We start from the raw sequence: 16,202 nt of genomic DNA, 5'->3' as shown, positions 1-16,202 counted from the left end.
TCCGTGTCTGCGGATCTAGATTTGCGATTAATCGTTGACCAGAAAGTCGCCAACAGGGTCGACCTTGTTAACGAGGTCAAGCTAACGACTTGGCAACTTAGTGTCGCGGTGCAAGCAGCAAGAGGACGGTAAATTCCGGCGGTTGGTCGACGTTCGGCGACGGAGGGGTCACCGAGAGCTCAATTGCCAACCCTCTGCGACGAAAAAGGCGGGGTCTCGTTCACCGTCGAGGAGTGATCGGCCGCTCTCGGTGACTTTCACACCGTCCACGGAAACCCCTCGTCCTGTGTAACTCGGGTCGGTGCTGTAACGCCACCGCAGGCTCACCGCCGAGCCCTGCGGCACCGCGGCCACCACCTTCCACCAGGCACGGTGCCCGTGTCCGGAGAGCGACGTCACGCTTCCGGAGGGTGCGCCCGGTCCGGATACCGATACGGCGATCGGTTGCCAGTTCACGCCGTCGGTGCTGGCCTGCAGCTGAAGTGGATCACTGCTGCCCTCGGTGTCCACGAAAGCGAAGAAGGAAACGTTTGCTTGATCACTATGCGTAGTAAAGGGCCGAGTACTCAGGGTGGCGACGCCGACGTTACCCAGGGTGCTCGTCCAGGCGTCCTTGCCGACCACCGGCCGGACGGCCATGGCCCTGGCCAGCGACGTCGCCCAAACCTGGCGCGCGGTGTTGATCGAACCCCAGCTGCGGGTCGGGTGCACCCGGTTGGTCAGCAGGATGGCGAACGACCGCGACTCCGGGTCGATGACCAGCGTCGTCCCGGTGAAACCGGTGTGCCCGGCGCTGACCGGCGACGCCAGCGCACCCATGTACCAGGGCTGGTCGAGCTCGAAGCCCAGGCCGTGCGAGTCGTCCGGGAACTGCTGGTTGTAGTTCGTCAGCATCTCGCGCACGGTGTCGTCGCGCAGGATGCGGTGCCCGCGGTAGCTGCCGCCGTTGAGGACGGTCTGGGCCAGCACAGCCATGTCGCTCGCGGTGCTGAACACGCCGGCGTGCCCGGCGACGCCGCCCAGCGACCACGCGTTCTCGTCGTGCACGCTGCCGCGCACCATCCCGCGCGGCGGGTTCGCTTCGAACTCCGTCGCGGCGATCCGGTTCAGCTTCGCCGCGGGCGGGTTGTACCCGGTGTCGGTCATGCCGAGCGGCGCGGTGATCCGGTCGTGGACGACCTTGTCCAGCGGCTGCCCGGTCAATTTCTCGACGATGAAGCCGAGGGTCAGCAGGTTGATGTCCGAGTAGAGGTAGGTCGTGCCCGGCTTGTTCTTCAGCGGGCTGTCGAGCACGGCCTGCCGGCGCGACGGGATGTCCGGGTAGCCGGCCCACAGCGACGGGATCGGGTCGGCGGCGAACCCGGAGGTGTGGGTGAGCAGCATCTTGACCGTGATGGCGGCCTTGTCGCCGGTGGCGAACTCCGGGAAGAAGCGGGAGACCGGGGTGTCGATGGTCAGCTGCCCGCGTTCGACCAGCTGAAGCACGGCGATCGAGGTGAACAGCTTCGAGATCGACGCCATGTCGAAGATCGTGTCGTTCTTCATGGGGACCTGCTGGTCCGCAGGCAGCTCGGTGCCCTTGGCGTCGGCGTACCGCAGCGCGCCGCCGACCGCGTACCGGTCGACGACCACGCCGTCGTGCGCGAGCAGGCCGACCGCACCGGAGAAGTGCGGGTGCCCGGTGGCGTCCGGCTTCGTCCAGCTCGCGAGGAAGTCCTCCGCCGCCTTGATCGGCGCTGGGTCGAGGCCGGCATCCTGGGGTTTTCCGTCCCGCAGGGTCGTCCACGGCGCGGCGAAGCCCTGGTGCGGCCGGTCGAACCGGCCGGCGCCGGTGTCGTGGCGTCCGGTGATGGCGCTGGCTCCCGAGTCCGACACAGTCAACGTGGTCAGCGCGACCAGCACTCCGGTGGCCGCGGCGAGGACCTTCCTAGCACGCACGACTCTTCCTCTCAGCGGTAGAGCAGGTAGCGGCGACGTTTCCGGTCGAACTCGGCCAGCTCGGCCCGCCAGGCGCCGGTGACCTCGTCGACGCCCGCACCGGCGTCGACCATGGTCCGCAGGCGATCGGACCCGGAGAGCTTGTCGATGTAGGTGTCGGGACGCCAGGCGAAGAGGTCCGGGTGCAGGGCCTTCGCCGTGACGAGCATGGCGACCGCGGTCCGGATCGCGTCGAAGGCCCGCGGGTCGTCGACGCTCACCTGCACCCCGCCGCAGGTCTGGTTGACGAACTTGCCGAACGTCGGCACGAAGTAGGTCTCGCGGAACCTCGCCCCGGGCAGCGCGAGGTCTTCGAGCTTTTCTCGCCAGCGCCAGTCGAGCCCGGGCGCGCCGATGATCTCGAACGGCCGGGTGGTGCCCCGGCCCTCGGAGAACACCGTGCCTTCGAACATCCCGGTGCCCGGGTAGACGAGCGCCGTGTCCGGCGTCGGCATGTTCGGGCTCGGCAGGACCCAGTTCAGGCCGGTCCGCGCGAAGAGCGTGTCGCGCTGCCAACCGCGTACCTGGACGACGTCGAGCTTCTGGAGCTGCACGCCTTCGCCGGGGAGGAATTCTTCAGCGAAGAAGCGGGCGAGCTCGCCGACGGTCATGCCGTGTTGCTGCGCGATCGGCTTCCGCCCGATCCCGGACGCGAACTTCGGGTCGAGCACCGGCCCGGCCGCCCGGCCGCCGAGCGGGTTCGGGCGGTCGAGCACGACGAAGGCCGCCTGGGTCCTGGCCGCGGCCACCATGGCGGTGTAGAGCGACCAGATGTAGGTGTAGAAGCGCGCGCCGACGTCCGCGATGTCGAACACGACGGTGTCGACGCCCGCCTTGGTGAACAGCGAAGCGAGCTTCGTCGCGTCGACGCCGTACGCGTCGTATACCGGCACGCCGGTGCGTGGGTCGGTGTAGTCGCCCTCGGAGCCGCCGGCCTGCGCGCTGCCGCGGAAGCCGTGCTCGGGGCCGAAGGCCGCGACCGGTTTCACCCCGGCCGCGACCATCGAGTCGACGATGTGGTCACCGTTCAGCAGGACGCCGGTCGGGTTCGACAGCACGCCCAGTTTGCGGCCCTTGAAAGCTTGCCAGCCCTGCGCCGCCAGTTGCTCCGCGCCGGTGAGGACGCGGCCGTGGTTCTGTGCCTGCTCGGGCCGGCCGGCCTGCTCGGGCTGGGCTCCGGCGACGGCGGAGCCGCCCGCCAGCATCGGAACGGCGAGCGCGCCCGCGCCGAGGAAGTGCCGGCGGTCGAGGTTCACCACGTCAGCCCGTGGCCGAATGGGTACTTCACGGTGTGCACGTCGGCGCCCGCCGGGATGTCGACCGGCAGCTTCCCGACCGGTTTCGTCTCGCCGAGGATGACCTTGGCCAGCGCCTCCAGGGTCGGCCCGATGTAACCGTAGGTGGCCAGCCAGGTCTTCACCGTGGTCGGGAAGCCCGCGTCGTACGGGATCTGGGCGGCGACGGCGACGACCGGTTTTCCGGTGGCCTGCAGGGCTTCCAGGAGCTTGGTCTGGAGGGGTAAGGCGGCGATGTTGTTGGTCAGCACGACGACGAGGTCGGTGTTCTTGGCGTTGGCGACCGCCTGCGCGATCTGCGCGTCCGTCGGGGCCTGACCGGTCGGGTACGCCGTCGCGGCCGTGCCGTGGGCGGTCAGCTTCTGAGCGAGGGACGCCGTCGTCGAGACGCCCCAGCCGGTGACGAGCGCCGTCGCGGGCTTCTGCTTGAGCGGCAGGAGGCCGGCGTCGTTCGCGATGGCCGTGATGCCGCGGTCGGCGATGTCCTGGGCCGTCTTGAGGCTTGCCGGGATGCCGACGGTCTTCATGACTTTGCCGGCGTCGGCGAACGGCGAGAACAGGATGCCGCGCTTGAACTTCAGCTTCAGCACCCGCAGCACGCTCTGGTCGATCCGCCGCATCGGGATCTCTCCCGACCGCACGGCGTCGAGCACGGAGTTGATCGCGACGTCGAGGTGCACCGGCATGAGCAGCTGGTCGACGCCGGCCTTCAGCGCGAGCACCGGGATTTCGGCGTCGCTGTGCAGCTTGCGCACGCCCTCCATCTCGAGCGAATCGGTGATCACGACGCCGTTGTAGCCCAGCTCGTCGCGCAGCCTGCCGGTGACGATCGGCTTCGACAGCGTCGCCGGTTCCAGCGACGGGTCGAGGCTGGGGAACTGGATGTGCGCGGTCATGATCGAGTCGATGCCGGCCGCGATCGCGGCCTTGAACGGCGGCACGTCGTTGGCCCGCCAGTAGGCCTCGGTGCTGTCGATCCGCGGCAGCCCGGTGTGGCTGTCGGTCGGCGCGGCGCCGTGGCCGGGGAAGTGCTTGGCGGTCGCCGCCACGGTCTTCTGGAACCCTTTGACCTCCGCGGTGACGAAGTCACTGGCCAGGCCCGGCTGCCCGGAGAAGGACCGGACGCCGATGACCGGGTTGACGGGGTTGGAGTTGACGTCCGAGTCGGGCGCGAAGTCCTGGTTGATGCCGACGGCGCGCAGCTCGTGGCCGAGGATCGTCGCGGCCTTCGTCGCGCGGCTGGTGTCGCGCCCGGCCGAGATCGCCATCGCGTTCGGGAACTCGGTGGCCGGCGCGCCCATCCGGGTCACCGTGCCGCCCTCCTGGTCGGCCGCGATCTGCAGCGGGATGTGCGCCCCGCTCGTCACGGCGGCTTTCTGGAGGCCGTTGGACAGCTTCGCGACCTGGACGGGGTCGTCGAAGTTGTCGCGCGTGTCGTTGTTGAAGTAGATGACCCCGCCCAGGTGGTACTTCTCGATCACCTGCGCCGGGGTGCCGACGCCGAAGTCCGCCTGGTTCTTCGCGTTGACCTCGTCGGCCGACTTGCCGTTGACCCAGGTGACGAACAGCTGCCCGACCTTCTGCTCGAGCGTCAGCCCGCGCAGCGCCTGGGTCGCCGCGGCCTCGGCCTGGGCGTCCGCGCTCACGCGCGGCGCGCTCGCGGCGGTCGCGACACCCACACCGGTGAGGGCAAGCACCCCCGCGACGGGCAGGGCGAGCGCATGGAACCTCCGATTTCGGGTCGTCACGACCAGCCTCCCAGAAAGTAGCGGGCGCCCGGTGGTGAGGTCAGAAGTCCACTCGGAGGCGCCAGTATCGGGAAGCTACTCACCGAATCCGGTGATGTCCATCGACCGACCGCGCGAACGGTCCAGTCGTACCCGGATCGGTAGGAAATTCGCCGTTCGCAAGATGCCGATGAGGCCGAACGGGTGGCGAGTCACGGCCCCAATCACGCGAGTCACGGGCCCAATCACGCGAGTCACGGCTCCGATCACGCGAGATCCATCCCCGCTCACAGGAGATGCCCCGTTGATCACGGGTGATGCGTAATCCCGCATCTCGCGCGCAACCGCCCCGACGAGATCCCACCCCGGTGTGTCCCCCACATAGACGAGGCGGCGCCCATGGCCGAGGGCCACGGGCGCCGCCTGCAAGCGCGAACTTCTCGGGCGACCAAGCGTGCAACTCTGGTCGTACCTACATGGACTCGGCGTGTGGCGTCCCACTACGCAGTCCCTAGACGACGAGCCTCCCGCGGCGCGCTGCGCGTGGGTACCCGGAGTCCGCGCACGGAGGTTTGCCGGGGTGGAACAGGCTTCTCTTCTACCTGCTCCCTGGCCGACCGAACGTCCGCACCTACTTTCTACGCCGTGAGCCCGGTCACTTCAAGTGCGCGTACGGGTGCACCGGTACAGAGGCTGGATCGGGTGACACGGGCACCCTGCGCGACGGACAATTCGGGGCTGGGCCAAGCAAAGTGGAGGCCTTACGGCCGTGTGGGTGGCCGGCGCGCGGTTATCGGGACCGACGGCGACGGCTGATGCCGTACCAGGTCGCCCCGGCGGCCACCGCGCCGACACCGAGCGCCACCATCCCCGCCGACCGCGTCGGGAGCCGGGTCCGCAGCGACATGGGCCGGTCGAAGGCCAGGATCGGCCAGCCGCGTTCGAGGGCTTCGCGCCGCAGGAGCTTGTCCGGGTTGACCGCGTGCGGGTGCCCGACGACCTCGAGCAGCGGGATGTCGGTGCTCGAGTCGGTGTAGGCGAAGCACTCGGCGAGGTCGTAACCGTGGGTCGCAGCGAGCTGCTTCGCGGCGACGGCCTTGTTGGCGCCGTAGCAGTAGAAGTCGACCTGGCCCGAGTAGCGGCCGTCGACGATCTGCATCCGTGTCGCCACGCTCCGGGTCGCGCCGAGCATCTCCGCCACCGGCGCGACGACCTCCTCGCCGGTCGCCGACAGCACGATCACGTCGTGCCCGTCCGCGTGGTGACGCGCGATCAGCTCCGCCGCCTCCGCGTACACGAGGGGGTCGACGACGTCGTGCAGGGTTTCGCGGACGATCGCCGAAACCTGGGCGACGTCCCAGCCCGCGCAGAGCGCGGAAACCTCGGCGCGCAGCCGTTCGGTCTTGTTTTCGTCGGCGCCGGCGAGCGAGAACACCAGCTGCGCGTAGGCGCTGCGCAACGCGGCGCGACGGTTGATCAATCCCTCTTTGAGCAATGGTCTGCTGAACGCCAGTGCGCTCGACGAAGCGATGATCGTCTTGTCCAGGTCGAAGAACGCGGCCACCGCGTGCTCCGGGCCCGGCTTCCGGATGCGCGACGGCGCGCTGCTCGGTTCGGCCACCCGCCCAGGATAGAAGCTTGATCGAGGCGCGTCCCGTTGATCCACCACGCGCGCGTCGCGGCGGGCGGAAAATCCATGACAGGCAGGCACTTCGGGCGCGCTGTGCCGTTACCGAACTGTGTGCCTCGCCCGGCGCGCGAACCGGTGCCGGGCGGAGTTACAGTGAACGAGCCCGGTGTCCAACCGGGCCGGTTCAGTCCGACCCCCCGGGGCTGAACCCACGGCGGCCCCCGTCCCTCCCCCCTGGCGGGGGCCGCCCTCTTACCTTCCCCTTGCTTTTCTTCGCCCCGGCTTTGATTCCCGTTTTCGCGCGCCTCTCGCCGGGGCCGCCGTCTTGCCTCCCGTTTACCTTTGCCCCTTTCTCTCGGGCGCCGGGTCCGGGTTTCGGCAACGCGGCGAGATCGTCGAAAGCGGGTTTTCGCGGCCATTTCCGCCGCAGGTGCGTCGCGGGCGCGCGCGAGCCTGCCACAGCCCACCGACAAAACCGGTCCGCGAGCCGGTCCCTGGGCGGCAGTTGTCCACAACACCCCGGTTGTCCACAGCCGGCCGTCCGGCCCGTTGTGCCGCCGTGCCCCCGCCCGCGACGGTGGAAGCCGGGCCACCCACGGCCCGCACCGACGACGGGGGAGGAACGCCATGACGGGGGAACGACCGCTGGTGGTCGCCGCGGACGAAACCGTGCTCGACGAGATACTGCGCGTGGCCGCGGTCGCGGGCTGCGAGCTCGACCGCGCACCGGACCTGACCGCGGCGCGCGGGCACTGGGCCCGCGCGCCACTGGTGGTCCTCGACGAAGAAACCGCGCGGCTGCCACCCACCTTGCCCCGGCGCGGCGGGATCCTCCTGGTCTGCAAGGGCAGCCCGGGCCCGCGGACGTGGGAGCACGCGTTCCGCAGCGGCGTAGAGCGCGTGATCTCGTTGCCCGACGAGGAGACCGAGCTCGCCGGCGCGTTCGCCGACATCGTCGAGACACCGGCGGAGCAAGCCGGGTTGGTGCTCGGCGTGGTCGGCGGCCGGGGTGGCGCGGGCGCGTCCGTCTTCGCCGCGACGCTGGCGCTGGTGGCCGACCGCGATCCGGGCGGTGCCCTGCTGGTGGACTGCGATCCGCTCGGCGGCGGCCTGGATGTGCTGCTGGGCTTGGAAAAGACGGCCGGACCGCGCTGGCCGGACCTGCGGCTGGACGGCCGGGTGTCGATGTCGTCGCTGGCGGCGGCTCTCCCGCAACGAAGACATCGCGGCGGCAGCCTGCCGGTGCTGGCGTGCGGCCGCGATGGCGAGGGCCCGGCGGTCGAGTCGCTGTCGGCGGTTCTCTCCGCGGGCCGTCACTCGGGCCGCACGGTGGTGTGCGACCTCCCCCGGACACTCGGCGACGCGGCGGCGGAAGCGGTGGCGCGAGCCGACCTGGTGGTGCTGATCGTGCCGGTGGAGCTGCGCGCGTGCATGGCGGCGAAGCAGGTCTTGCGCGGGCTCGCCGAACTGACGGCCCGCACCGGCGTGGTCTCTTGTGGACGGTCCAAGAACGGCGTCTCGGCCATCCGGACGGCCGGCCTCCTCGGGCCGCCCCTGCTGGCCTCGATGCTCCCGGAGCGCGGCCTGTCCGCCGACGTGGAGCGCGGCGAGTTCCCGGCCAAACCGGCGGGCCCGCTGGCCTCGGCGGCGGCGGAAGTGCTGGCGTCGGCCCGCCGCGAAGCCCGGGCGGCGTCCCGATGACCGCGGCCGCCGATCTCCGCCCGCCGGGCGGCCCGATCAGAGTGGGCGAGCTCCTGCTGTCCACGGTCTTGACCCTGGCGAGCCGCGGCCCGATGAGCGCGGAGAACTTCCTGGCGTTGCTGACGGCCCCGGTGCCGCAGCCGCGCTCGCGCCCGTCGCGCGGCACCCGCGTCACGGCCGGCCACCGGCCGCACGCACCCCGGCCCACGCTCCGAGCAAGGCGGATGAACCCATGACCACCGATTTCGTGGACCGCGTCCGCCACCGCCTGGCCGGCGACCGACGGCGGGCCGATCCGGTCGCCGTCGCGACCGCCGTCCGCGCCGAAGCGGGCGGTGCCCTGGGCCATGACGCGGCCCTCGACGCGGCTCGCCAAGCCCGCGACGAATTCGTCGGCGCCGGCCCGCTGGCCCCGCTCCTCGACGACCCCGCGACCACCGACGTGCTCGTCACCGGCCCGGACGAGGTCTGGACGGACGGCCCCGCGGGCCTCACCCGAACCGGTGTCCGCTTCACCGGCGAAGAGTCCGTCCGTCGCTTGGCCCAGCGCCTCGCCCTCGCGGCGGGCCGTCGTCTCGACGACGCCCAGCCGTACGTGGACGGCTGGCTGCCCGCCGCCGGCCCGCACGGCCGGATCCGCGTGCACGCCGTCCTGCCGCCGATCGCGGCCGGCGGCACCTGTTTGAGCCTTCGCGTCCTGCGCCCGGCGACGCACGACCTCGCCACGCTCGGCGAACTCGGCGCGTTCGACACGGATGGCGCGAAGCTGCTGCGGAACGTCGTTTCGCGACGGATGGCGTTTCTCGTCACCGGAGGCACGGGCGCGGGAAAGACGACGCTCCTGGCCGCGTTGCTCGGCGCGGTCGACCCGGGCGAGCGGATCGTCTGCGTCGAGGACGCCGGCGAGCTGCAGCCCGCGCACCCGCAGTTCGTCGGCCTCGTCACCCGTCCGGCCAATGTGGAGGGTGCGGGCGCGGTCGGCCTGCCCGAGCTGGTGCGCCAGGCGCTGCGCATGCGACCCGACCGGCTGGTGGTCGGCGAGGTCCGCGGCGCCGAGGTCGGCGCGCTGCTCACCGCGTTGAACACCGGCCACGACGGCGGCGCGTGCACCGTCCACGCCAATTCCCCGGCCGAGGTGCCCGCCCGCATCGAGGCATTGGCGGCACTCGGCGGCCTCGGCCGCGACGCGGTGCACAGCCAGCTCGTCGCCGCGATCCGCGTGGTGCTGCACATGCGTCGCGAACCCGGCGGACGGCGACGGCTCGCCGAAGTCGGCGTACTCCGCGCCGAACACGGCCGGGCGCGGGTCGTGCCGGTGTGGCGCGGCGGCCGGTGGACGGTCGATCGCCACCTGTTCGCGACGTCGGGGGCGATCGCGTGCTGAGCCTCCTCTTGGTGCGTTTTTCCTTGCTGGTGAACGTGTTCCCGCGCGTGCGGAGGAGGTGTCGATGATCACCGCATGGGTCCCGCTGTGCGTGGGCGCGGCTCTGGCGTGCTGGCCGGCGCCACCGAACCGCCTCCAAGCGGCGGTCGAGCAACGCACGACAGTCCGGATTCCCGAGGTGTGGCGCGTGGTCCGCTGGCTGCTCCCGGCGGCAGCCGCCGGACTGCCGGCGGGAGCCGGAGGCGCAATCGCCGCGGCTGTGCTGACGCTGGCGTGGCACCAGGAGCGGCGAGCCCACCACCGCGCGGCCGCCGACCTCGCGACGGCGGCGCACACCGCGACGGCGTTGCGGACGATGGTGGCCGAACTGAGGTCCGGAGCCCACCCGGTGACGGCCGCGGAAGCGGCGGCGGAAGTGGTCCCACAGCTGGCGGGCGACCTCCGGGCATGGGCAACGGCAGCCCGGCTCGACACGGAGCCGCCCGCACGGGCACTACCGGAACTGGCGGCGGCCTGGACACTGGCCAAGCGCCACGGCTTACCGATGGCCGACGTCCTGAACGCGGCCCGCCGCGACGCGGAGGCGGCCTTGGCCTTCGCCCGCCGAACACGCGCAAAACTGGCCGGCCCCCGAGCGAGCGCGGCGGTGCTCACCGGCCTCCCGGCCCTGTGCGTCCTGCTCGGCCAAGCCATGGGCGCGGCTCCGCTGGCGGTGTTGACGGAGAGCACACCGGGCGGGCTGCTGCTGGTTGTCGGAAGCGTCCTGCTGTGGGCAGGGACGGCTTGGTGCCGTGCCCTGACCGGACAGGTGCGTGCCCGATGACCGCGGCAGCGCTCCTGCTCTACCCGCGCGGCGGACGGTTTCAGGCGGCGATGGCCGAGTGCCGTGCCCTGACCGGACGGGCGGGCATCCGATGAACCCCACCGCACTCCTGCTCGTCGCCGGAGCCCTGCTCGTCTGGCCGGACGACGTCGCCGTGATGCGGCGCTTCAGCCGGCTGGCCGGCAGCCCCGAGCCCGTGCGCAAGTGGCCCCGCGCGGTACCTCACGTCGCGGCGACCCTGGGCGGCGTTTCGGTGGCGGTGCTGGTCGGCGGCGTGGCCGGAGTGGTGCTGGGCGCGATCGTGACCGCCACCGGGTGGTGGGCGATCCGCCGCACCCGCCGGCCGCGACCACCGGCCGTGGACGTCGCCACCAGGCTGCGGCTCGCGGGGACGCTCGACCTCCTCGCCGCCTGCCTGCAGGCCGGGCTGCCGGTGCCCTCGGCTCTCGATGCCGTGGCCGGTACCGCGCCCGGCGAAGCGGGTGCGGCGTTGCGCTCGACCGCCGGGCTGCTCGCCCTCGGCTCCGGGCCCGGCGAGGCATGGGCGCCGGTGCGGGCCGTCCCGGGACTCGGCGAGCTGGCGGCCGCCGCGATCCGGACGTCCCGCTCAGGCGCGGCCTTCGCCGCGGCGGCCGCCGACCTCGCCGGACGCGTCCGCGACGAGCTGGCCACCGAGGCGGAGGAACGCGCCGAACGGGCCGGGGTGGCGCTCGCCCTGCCCGTCGGCCTGTGTTTCCTGCCCGCCTTCTTCTGCCTGGGCGTCCTGCCGATCGTCCTCGGCCTGGCCGGAAAGCTCGGCCCGCTCTTCTGACCACCGCAACCGAAGGGAAGTCCCATGCGCGCGTTCCACCGGCGGCCGCCCCGCCCGGACGACGGTTCCACGACGGTCGAGTACGCCATCGTCACCGTCGCCGTGGCGGCCTTCGCGGCTGTCCTCTACGGCCTGCTGACCGGGGACTCGGTCGTCTCATGGCTGACGAGCCTGCTCATGAAAGCTCTCTCGGTGCCGTCATGAGCCGCCGAGACGAAGGCTCGGTGACCGTCGAGGCAGCGCTCGGCTTGGCCGGCCTGACCGTGGTGACGGTGCTGCTGGTCGCGGGCCTCACGGTGCTGACGAGCCAGCTGCGCTGCACCGACGCGGCCCGCGAGGCGGCACGCCTGCTGGCCAGGGGCCAGCCCCACGAGGCCGCGGCCGCGGTCCACCGGATAGCGCCATCGGGGGCGAGTCTCTCCGTCCAGCAGACGGGCGACGCGATCTCGGTGCAGGTCACGGCCCGCCCGACAGGGGGCCTGCTCCCGGCGATCCACCTGGACGCCACGGCCTACGCGGTCGCCGAGCCGGGCACGGAGGCCGCCAATGCACCAGGTTGACCGGCGCACACCCACCCGGCCGCCGTCGCCCAGCCAACGAAGCAGGCGTCAACCTCAGGACAGCCGCGACAGCGGGGTGGCCACCATCTGGACAGCCATGGCGGTAGCCGCGCTGAGCGGGGTGGCGGTACTCGGCTTCTGGCTCGGCGCCGCGGTCGTCGCCCGGCACCGCGCCGAGTCCGCGGCCGATCTGGGCGCGCTCGCCGCGGCCTCGCACGCCGCGGAAGGCCCGGTCCAGGCGTGCGAACGTGCCAGGTGGGTTGCCGACCGGATGAGAGTCACGCTCCTCGCCTGCCGATGGCAGCGCCTCGACGCGTTCGTCGAAGTCCAGGTCCCGGCCTCCGGGCTCGGCGGCATGCCCGCACTGTCGGCGCGAGCACGCGCCGGCCCCACTGGCCAGCCGCCGTGACCCTTGAGGGCGGCCCCCTGTGCCGAAGACAAGGCAGCAGCAAGCAGGCGAGCGTCACGCCCGTCTGCCGGGCCAACCACCGCGGCCCGGCCGGCACCGCCCGGCGGACGCCGACCGGTCGGTATGCGGCGATGACCGGCAGATCCACCGGGGCGGGCGATGAGCGGCCGATTGTCACGGGCAGCGGTCGTCAGTGCACGGCGAGCGGTCGAATTGGCTGCTCACCTGGGCCGGACCGGAGCGTTTCGCCTGGCGCGCGACCGCGAAGCGGCGTGTCCGTCCTGGCCTTTCGCGCGACGAACGGTCCGTGTGTGGTCGCCGTTCACCGTCGATCCGCGCCGCCGGATTCGGTCGGGCCGTAGGGATCACCGGGCGTTCATCGCCCCGTAACCACCGGTTGTCGCGCGGGGGTTCCGGGCAATGTGCAACTTGCCGTTAAGTGAGATGTGCGACACCACGACCGGGTCTAGCGGGTCGCGGAGAACCGGACTTGAAGGCAGGAAAGACAATGTTGGACGCGAATTGGCCGGACAGCTGGCGGGGCGCCTTCCGCATCGAACTGCGGGCGGAGGCGATCGGTCTCGCCTGGCGTGGCTGGCCGGTGCTCCCGGGCGTCAACCCCGCTCCGCTCGCCGACGGCGACGACCTCACCTGGCGCCGTCCGGTCCCGGCCAGTGACGCCTGGCGCGAGCAGATCGGCACCCACGCCCACGAGGTCGCCACCTGGTTCTCCGACCGCACGCACAGCCTGCTCGTCGCCACCGGCACCGTCCTCGACGCCATCGAGGTCGACGACGAACTCGGCAAGCGCGCCTGCCGCCTCCTGCGTGCCCTCGGCCACCCGGCGCCCATCATCGCGCTGCCGAACGGCCGCTGGCTCTTCCTGACCACCGTCGCCGACCACGTTCCGGCCGAGTTCGGCCCCCTCACCTCCATCCAGTGGCACGGCAAGGACAGCTACATCCCGCTGCCGCCGTCGCCGCTCCAGCACGGTGTCGTGCACTGGCGCGTCAAGCCCGAGGTGTGCGGCTGGCAGCTGCCGGACGCCGCCGAGGTGCACGACGTCCTCGTCCGTGCGCTGCGCGGTGAGCAGTCCCCGCAGCTGGTCCAGACCAGCGCGGCCTGAACCACCCGCACCACCCCGCAACCACCGCCACCGGCCGGTCCCAGCCCGGCCGGGGCGGAGCAGGACACAACTCCATGAACCACCAAAGTGGCCGTCCTAGGTGCCGTGTTGACGCAAAGCCCCGAGCACGGTTCCCAGTACTGCCACTGCGCCCGCCTTGTCCAGCGGTTCGTTGCCGTTCCCGCACTTCGGCGACTGAACGCAGGACGGGCATCCCGTCGGGCACTCGCAGGAGACGATCGCCTCCCGCGTTGCGGCCAGCCACGGGACAATCGCGGCATAACCGCGTTCGGCAAATCCCGCACCCCCGGGATGCCCGTCATGCACGAACACCGTCGCCTCCCCGGTGTCTTCGTGCCACGCGGTACTCACCCCGCCGATGTCCCACCGGTCGCACGTAGCGAACAGCGGTAGCAGGCCGATCGCCGCGTGCTCGGCGGCATGCAGGGCACCGGGGACCCGTGCCGGAACCAATCCGGCACCCCCCGGTGCCCTGCCACCCTCGTGAGCGGGCCCCCGACCGCTCGCCTGGGTCTCCTCCCCGGTCCCCACCGGCCCCGCAGATTCGGTCCCCACCCGATGGCCCCCGGTCCCCACCTCGCCATCGGAACCACCGGACGAAGCTCGGGCACTCCCGAGCAGCTCCGAAGAGACCGTGTACCAGACCGCCCGCGTGCGCAGGCTCTGCTCCGGCAGGTCTAGCGGCGTGTGGTCCAGCACCTCCCCGGACGGCCGCCGCCGCAGGTAACCGACTACCTGTGACGTCACGGCGACTTCCCCGAGGCAGACGCTCACCCCGCCGAAGTCCTGCTTTTCCTGCGTGCTCAGCACCGAGATGTCGACGATCTCGCGGGGGGTCGTCGTCCAGTCCGGGTTCTCCGCGTGCACCAGCGCCAGCCCCTGCTCCAGGTCCAGCTCGTCGACGACGTACGACGATCCCTGGTGCAGGTACACCGCGCCGGGGTGCACGGCGAAGCAGGCCGAGCCAGGGTCGACCGTGCCGAGCATCCGGCCGGAGTCCGCCTCGACCACCGCGATCTGCTCGCCGCCGGTCCCGCGGATCCCGACCTCGGCGTGCGGACGGTCCCGTGAAGTCCAGTACCAGCCGCTCGACCGGCGCCGCACCAGCTTCTGCTCCGCCAGCTCGGCCAGCACCTCCTGAGCCGCCGCACCGCCGAACACCTCCAGCTCGGAGAGGGTCAACGGCAGCTCGGCCACGGCGCAGGCGAGCTGCGGCGCCAGCACGTACGGGTTCGCGGGGTCGAGCACCGCCGTCTCGACCGGCCGCGAAAGCAGCGCCGCCGGGTGGTGCACCAGGTAGGTGTCGAGCGGGTCGTCCCGCGCGACGAACACCACCAGCGCCGAATCACCCGAACGGCCGGCCCGCCCCGCCTGCTGCCAGAACGAAGCGAGCGTGCCCGGGTAGCCGGCCAGCACCACCGCGTCCAGCCCCGCGATGTCCACACCGAGCTCCAGGGCGTTCGTCGTCGCGACCCCCCGCAGCCGGCCCGACAGCAGCGCGGCTTCCAACGCGCGCCGCTCCTCCGGTAGGTACCCAGACCTATACGCCGCAACGGTTTCCGTCAGAGCGGGGTCTACTTCGGACAGTATGCGACGCGCTCCCAGCGCGGTCAGTTCCGCGCCGCGCCGCGACCGGATGAAGGCCAGCGACCGCGCGCCTTCGAGAACCAGGTCGGCGAGGATTCGCGACGTCTCCGCCCCGGCCGAACGCCGGACCGGCGCGCCGTTCTCCCCGGTCAGTTCCTCCAGCAGCGGCGGCTCCCACAACGCGACCGTGCGCGCCCCGCGAGGCGACGCGTCCTCCGTCACCGCGACGCACGAGACGCCCGTCAACCGCGAAGCGAAGTCAGCGGGCGAAGCCGTCGTCGCCGAAGCGAGCACGAACACCGGCGAAGCGCCGTAGTGCTCGGCCACCCGCCGTAGCCGGCGGAGCAGCAGGGCGACGTGCGAGCCGAAGACGCCGCGGTAGCTGTGGCACTCGTCGACCACCACGCAGCTGAGCCGCCGGAAGAACGTCGCCCACCGGCCGTGCGCCGAGAGGATCCCGCGGTGCAGCATGTCCGGGTTGGTGAACACCCAGTTCGCGTGCGCGCGCACCCAGTCGCGCTCCGCCATCGGCGTGTCGCCGTCGAACGACGCCGCCCGCACCCCCGGCACGTCCAAAGAGGACACCGAACGCAGCTGGTCCGCCCCCAGCGCCTTCGTCGGGGACAGGTACAGCGCGTTCGCCTTCTCGCCCGCGGCCAGCCGGGACAGCACCGGCAGCTGGTAGGCCAGCGACTTGCCCGACGCCGTACCGGTCGAGATCACGACGTGACGGCCCTCGTACGCGTGCGAAGCCGCCTCGGCCTGGTGTGCCCAAGGCGCCGAGACGCCACAGTCACGCAGCGCAGCGACAACCGCCGGATCCGCCCACGACGGCCACTCTGCGTAGCCCGCGGCGCGCCCCGGCAGGTCCGCGACGTGCGTGATCGGGTCCTCGCGCGACGGGATGCCGGCGGTCACCCGCCCCAGCAGCCGCCGCCCCCGTGAGTCGTCCACCCGCCGAGCTTGGCACAGGGGTCCGACAGTTCTCGCATCCCCAACGGCGGCAACGGATCGGCGCATGAGTGATCGATCAAGTGAGGAGGCTCACAGGGTAACGGAATGTACCGTCACCGGGACGGCGTGAAGACGCTGGTTGCAGTACCAATACACTCCCGCAATCCACACCCTCTGTGGTGAGCGTCATGTGAGAC

The 16,202-nt window shown here is 71.7% G+C and carries 14 protein-coding genes; 9 read left to right on the top strand and 5 right to left on the bottom strand.

Translation table 11 applies throughout. From position 1 onward, the window contains the following. Positions 1-168: 168 nt before the first annotated feature. The 4 genes from A3CE_RS0120670 to A3CE_RS0120655 all read right to left on the bottom strand — a co-directional run bounded on the left by A3CE_RS0120670 (position 169) and on the right by A3CE_RS0120655 (position 6,620). On the bottom strand, positions 169-1,902 hold the full coding sequence (locus tag A3CE_RS0120670) for a serine hydrolase domain-containing protein (protein ID WP_020642016.1): 1,734 nt from the start codon (positions 1,900-1,902) through the stop codon (positions 169-171). 47 nt (positions 1,903-1,949) lie between these two features. Further along, entirely contained in the window at positions 1,950-3,233 is a 1,284-nt protein-coding gene (locus A3CE_RS0120665; RefSeq protein ID WP_026468689.1) for an exo-beta-N-acetylmuramidase NamZ family protein, read from the bottom strand. After that, a complete protein-coding gene (locus A3CE_RS0120660; RefSeq protein ID WP_020642014.1) occupies positions 3,230-4,969 on the bottom strand; it encodes a glycoside hydrolase family 3 protein in 1,740 nt (579 codons plus the stop codon). Before A3CE_RS0120660 ends, A3CE_RS0120665 begins: the two co-directional genes overlap by 4 nt. 820 nt (positions 4,970-5,789) lie before the next feature. After that, complete coding sequence (locus A3CE_RS0120655) at positions 5,790-6,620, bottom strand: HAD family hydrolase (RefSeq protein WP_020642013.1); 831 nt, start codon at positions 6,618-6,620, stop codon at positions 5,790-5,792. A 636-nt stretch (positions 6,621-7,256) separates the two neighbouring features. Between A3CE_RS0120655 and ssd the strand changes: the two genes are divergently transcribed. From ssd to A3CE_RS0120610, 9 genes are all read left to right on the top strand, one after another. Further along, positions 7,257-8,330, top strand: a complete 1,074-nt coding sequence (gene ssd / locus A3CE_RS0120650) for a septum site-determining protein Ssd (RefSeq protein WP_020642012.1) — start codon at positions 7,257-7,259, stop codon at positions 8,328-8,330. Next, complete coding sequence (locus A3CE_RS0120645; protein WP_020642011.1) at positions 8,327-8,566, top strand: hypothetical protein; 240 nt, start codon at positions 8,327-8,329, stop codon at positions 8,564-8,566. Before ssd ends, A3CE_RS0120645 begins: the two co-directional genes overlap by 4 nt. After that, on the top strand, positions 8,563-9,714 hold the full coding sequence (locus A3CE_RS0120640) for a TadA family conjugal transfer-associated ATPase (RefSeq protein ID WP_020642010.1): 1,152 nt from the start codon (positions 8,563-8,565) through the stop codon (positions 9,712-9,714). The genes A3CE_RS0120645 and A3CE_RS0120640 overlap by 4 nt, the downstream gene beginning before the upstream one ends. Positions 9,715-9,778: 64 nt before the next feature. Further along, positions 9,779-10,537, top strand: coding sequence for a type II secretion system F family protein (locus A3CE_RS0120635; protein WP_020642009.1), 759 nt, complete (start codon positions 9,779-9,781; stop codon positions 10,535-10,537). Between the two features lie 91 nt (positions 10,538-10,628). Continuing rightward, positions 10,629-11,348: a type II secretion system F family protein gene (locus tag A3CE_RS0120630; protein ID WP_020642008.1), complete on the top strand. Its 720-nt coding sequence runs from the start codon at positions 10,629-10,631 to the stop codon at positions 11,346-11,348. A 24-nt stretch (positions 11,349-11,372) separates the two neighbouring features. Continuing rightward, positions 11,373-11,552, top strand: coding sequence for a DUF4244 domain-containing protein (locus A3CE_RS0120625; RefSeq protein WP_020642007.1), 180 nt, complete (start codon positions 11,373-11,375; stop codon positions 11,550-11,552). Beyond that, on the top strand, positions 11,549-11,908 hold the full coding sequence (locus tag A3CE_RS0120620; RefSeq protein WP_245589565.1) for a TadE family type IV pilus minor pilin: 360 nt from the start codon (positions 11,549-11,551) through the stop codon (positions 11,906-11,908). The genes A3CE_RS0120625 and A3CE_RS0120620 overlap by 4 nt, the downstream gene beginning before the upstream one ends. A gap of 76 nt (positions 11,909-11,984) precedes the next feature. Continuing rightward, positions 11,985-12,317: an Rv3654c family TadE-like protein gene (locus A3CE_RS0120615; protein WP_260473836.1), complete on the top strand. Its 333-nt coding sequence runs from the start codon at positions 11,985-11,987 to the stop codon at positions 12,315-12,317. A 508-nt stretch (positions 12,318-12,825) separates the two neighbouring features. Further along, positions 12,826-13,443 carry a bifunctional DNA primase/polymerase gene (locus tag A3CE_RS0120610; RefSeq protein ID WP_020642004.1) on the top strand — a complete coding sequence of 206 codons (618 nt, stop codon included), beginning with the start codon at positions 12,826-12,828 and terminating at the stop codon, positions 13,441-13,443. 96 nt (positions 13,444-13,539) lie between these two features. Here A3CE_RS0120610 and A3CE_RS0120605 read toward each other — a convergent pair whose 3' ends face one another. Next, positions 13,540-15,969, bottom strand: a complete 2,430-nt coding sequence (locus tag A3CE_RS0120605) for a DEAD/DEAH box helicase (RefSeq protein WP_020642003.1) — start codon at positions 15,967-15,969, stop codon at positions 13,540-13,542. Positions 15,970-16,202 lie beyond the last annotated feature (233 nt).

The sequence above is a fragment of the Amycolatopsis balhimycina FH 1894 genome, assembly GCF_000384295.1.
Classification (GTDB): domain Bacteria; phylum Actinomycetota; class Actinomycetes; order Mycobacteriales; family Pseudonocardiaceae; genus Amycolatopsis; species Amycolatopsis balhimycina.
Note: the sequence above shows the minus strand (reverse complement) of the source record. Positions and strands in the feature narration are given on the sequence as shown.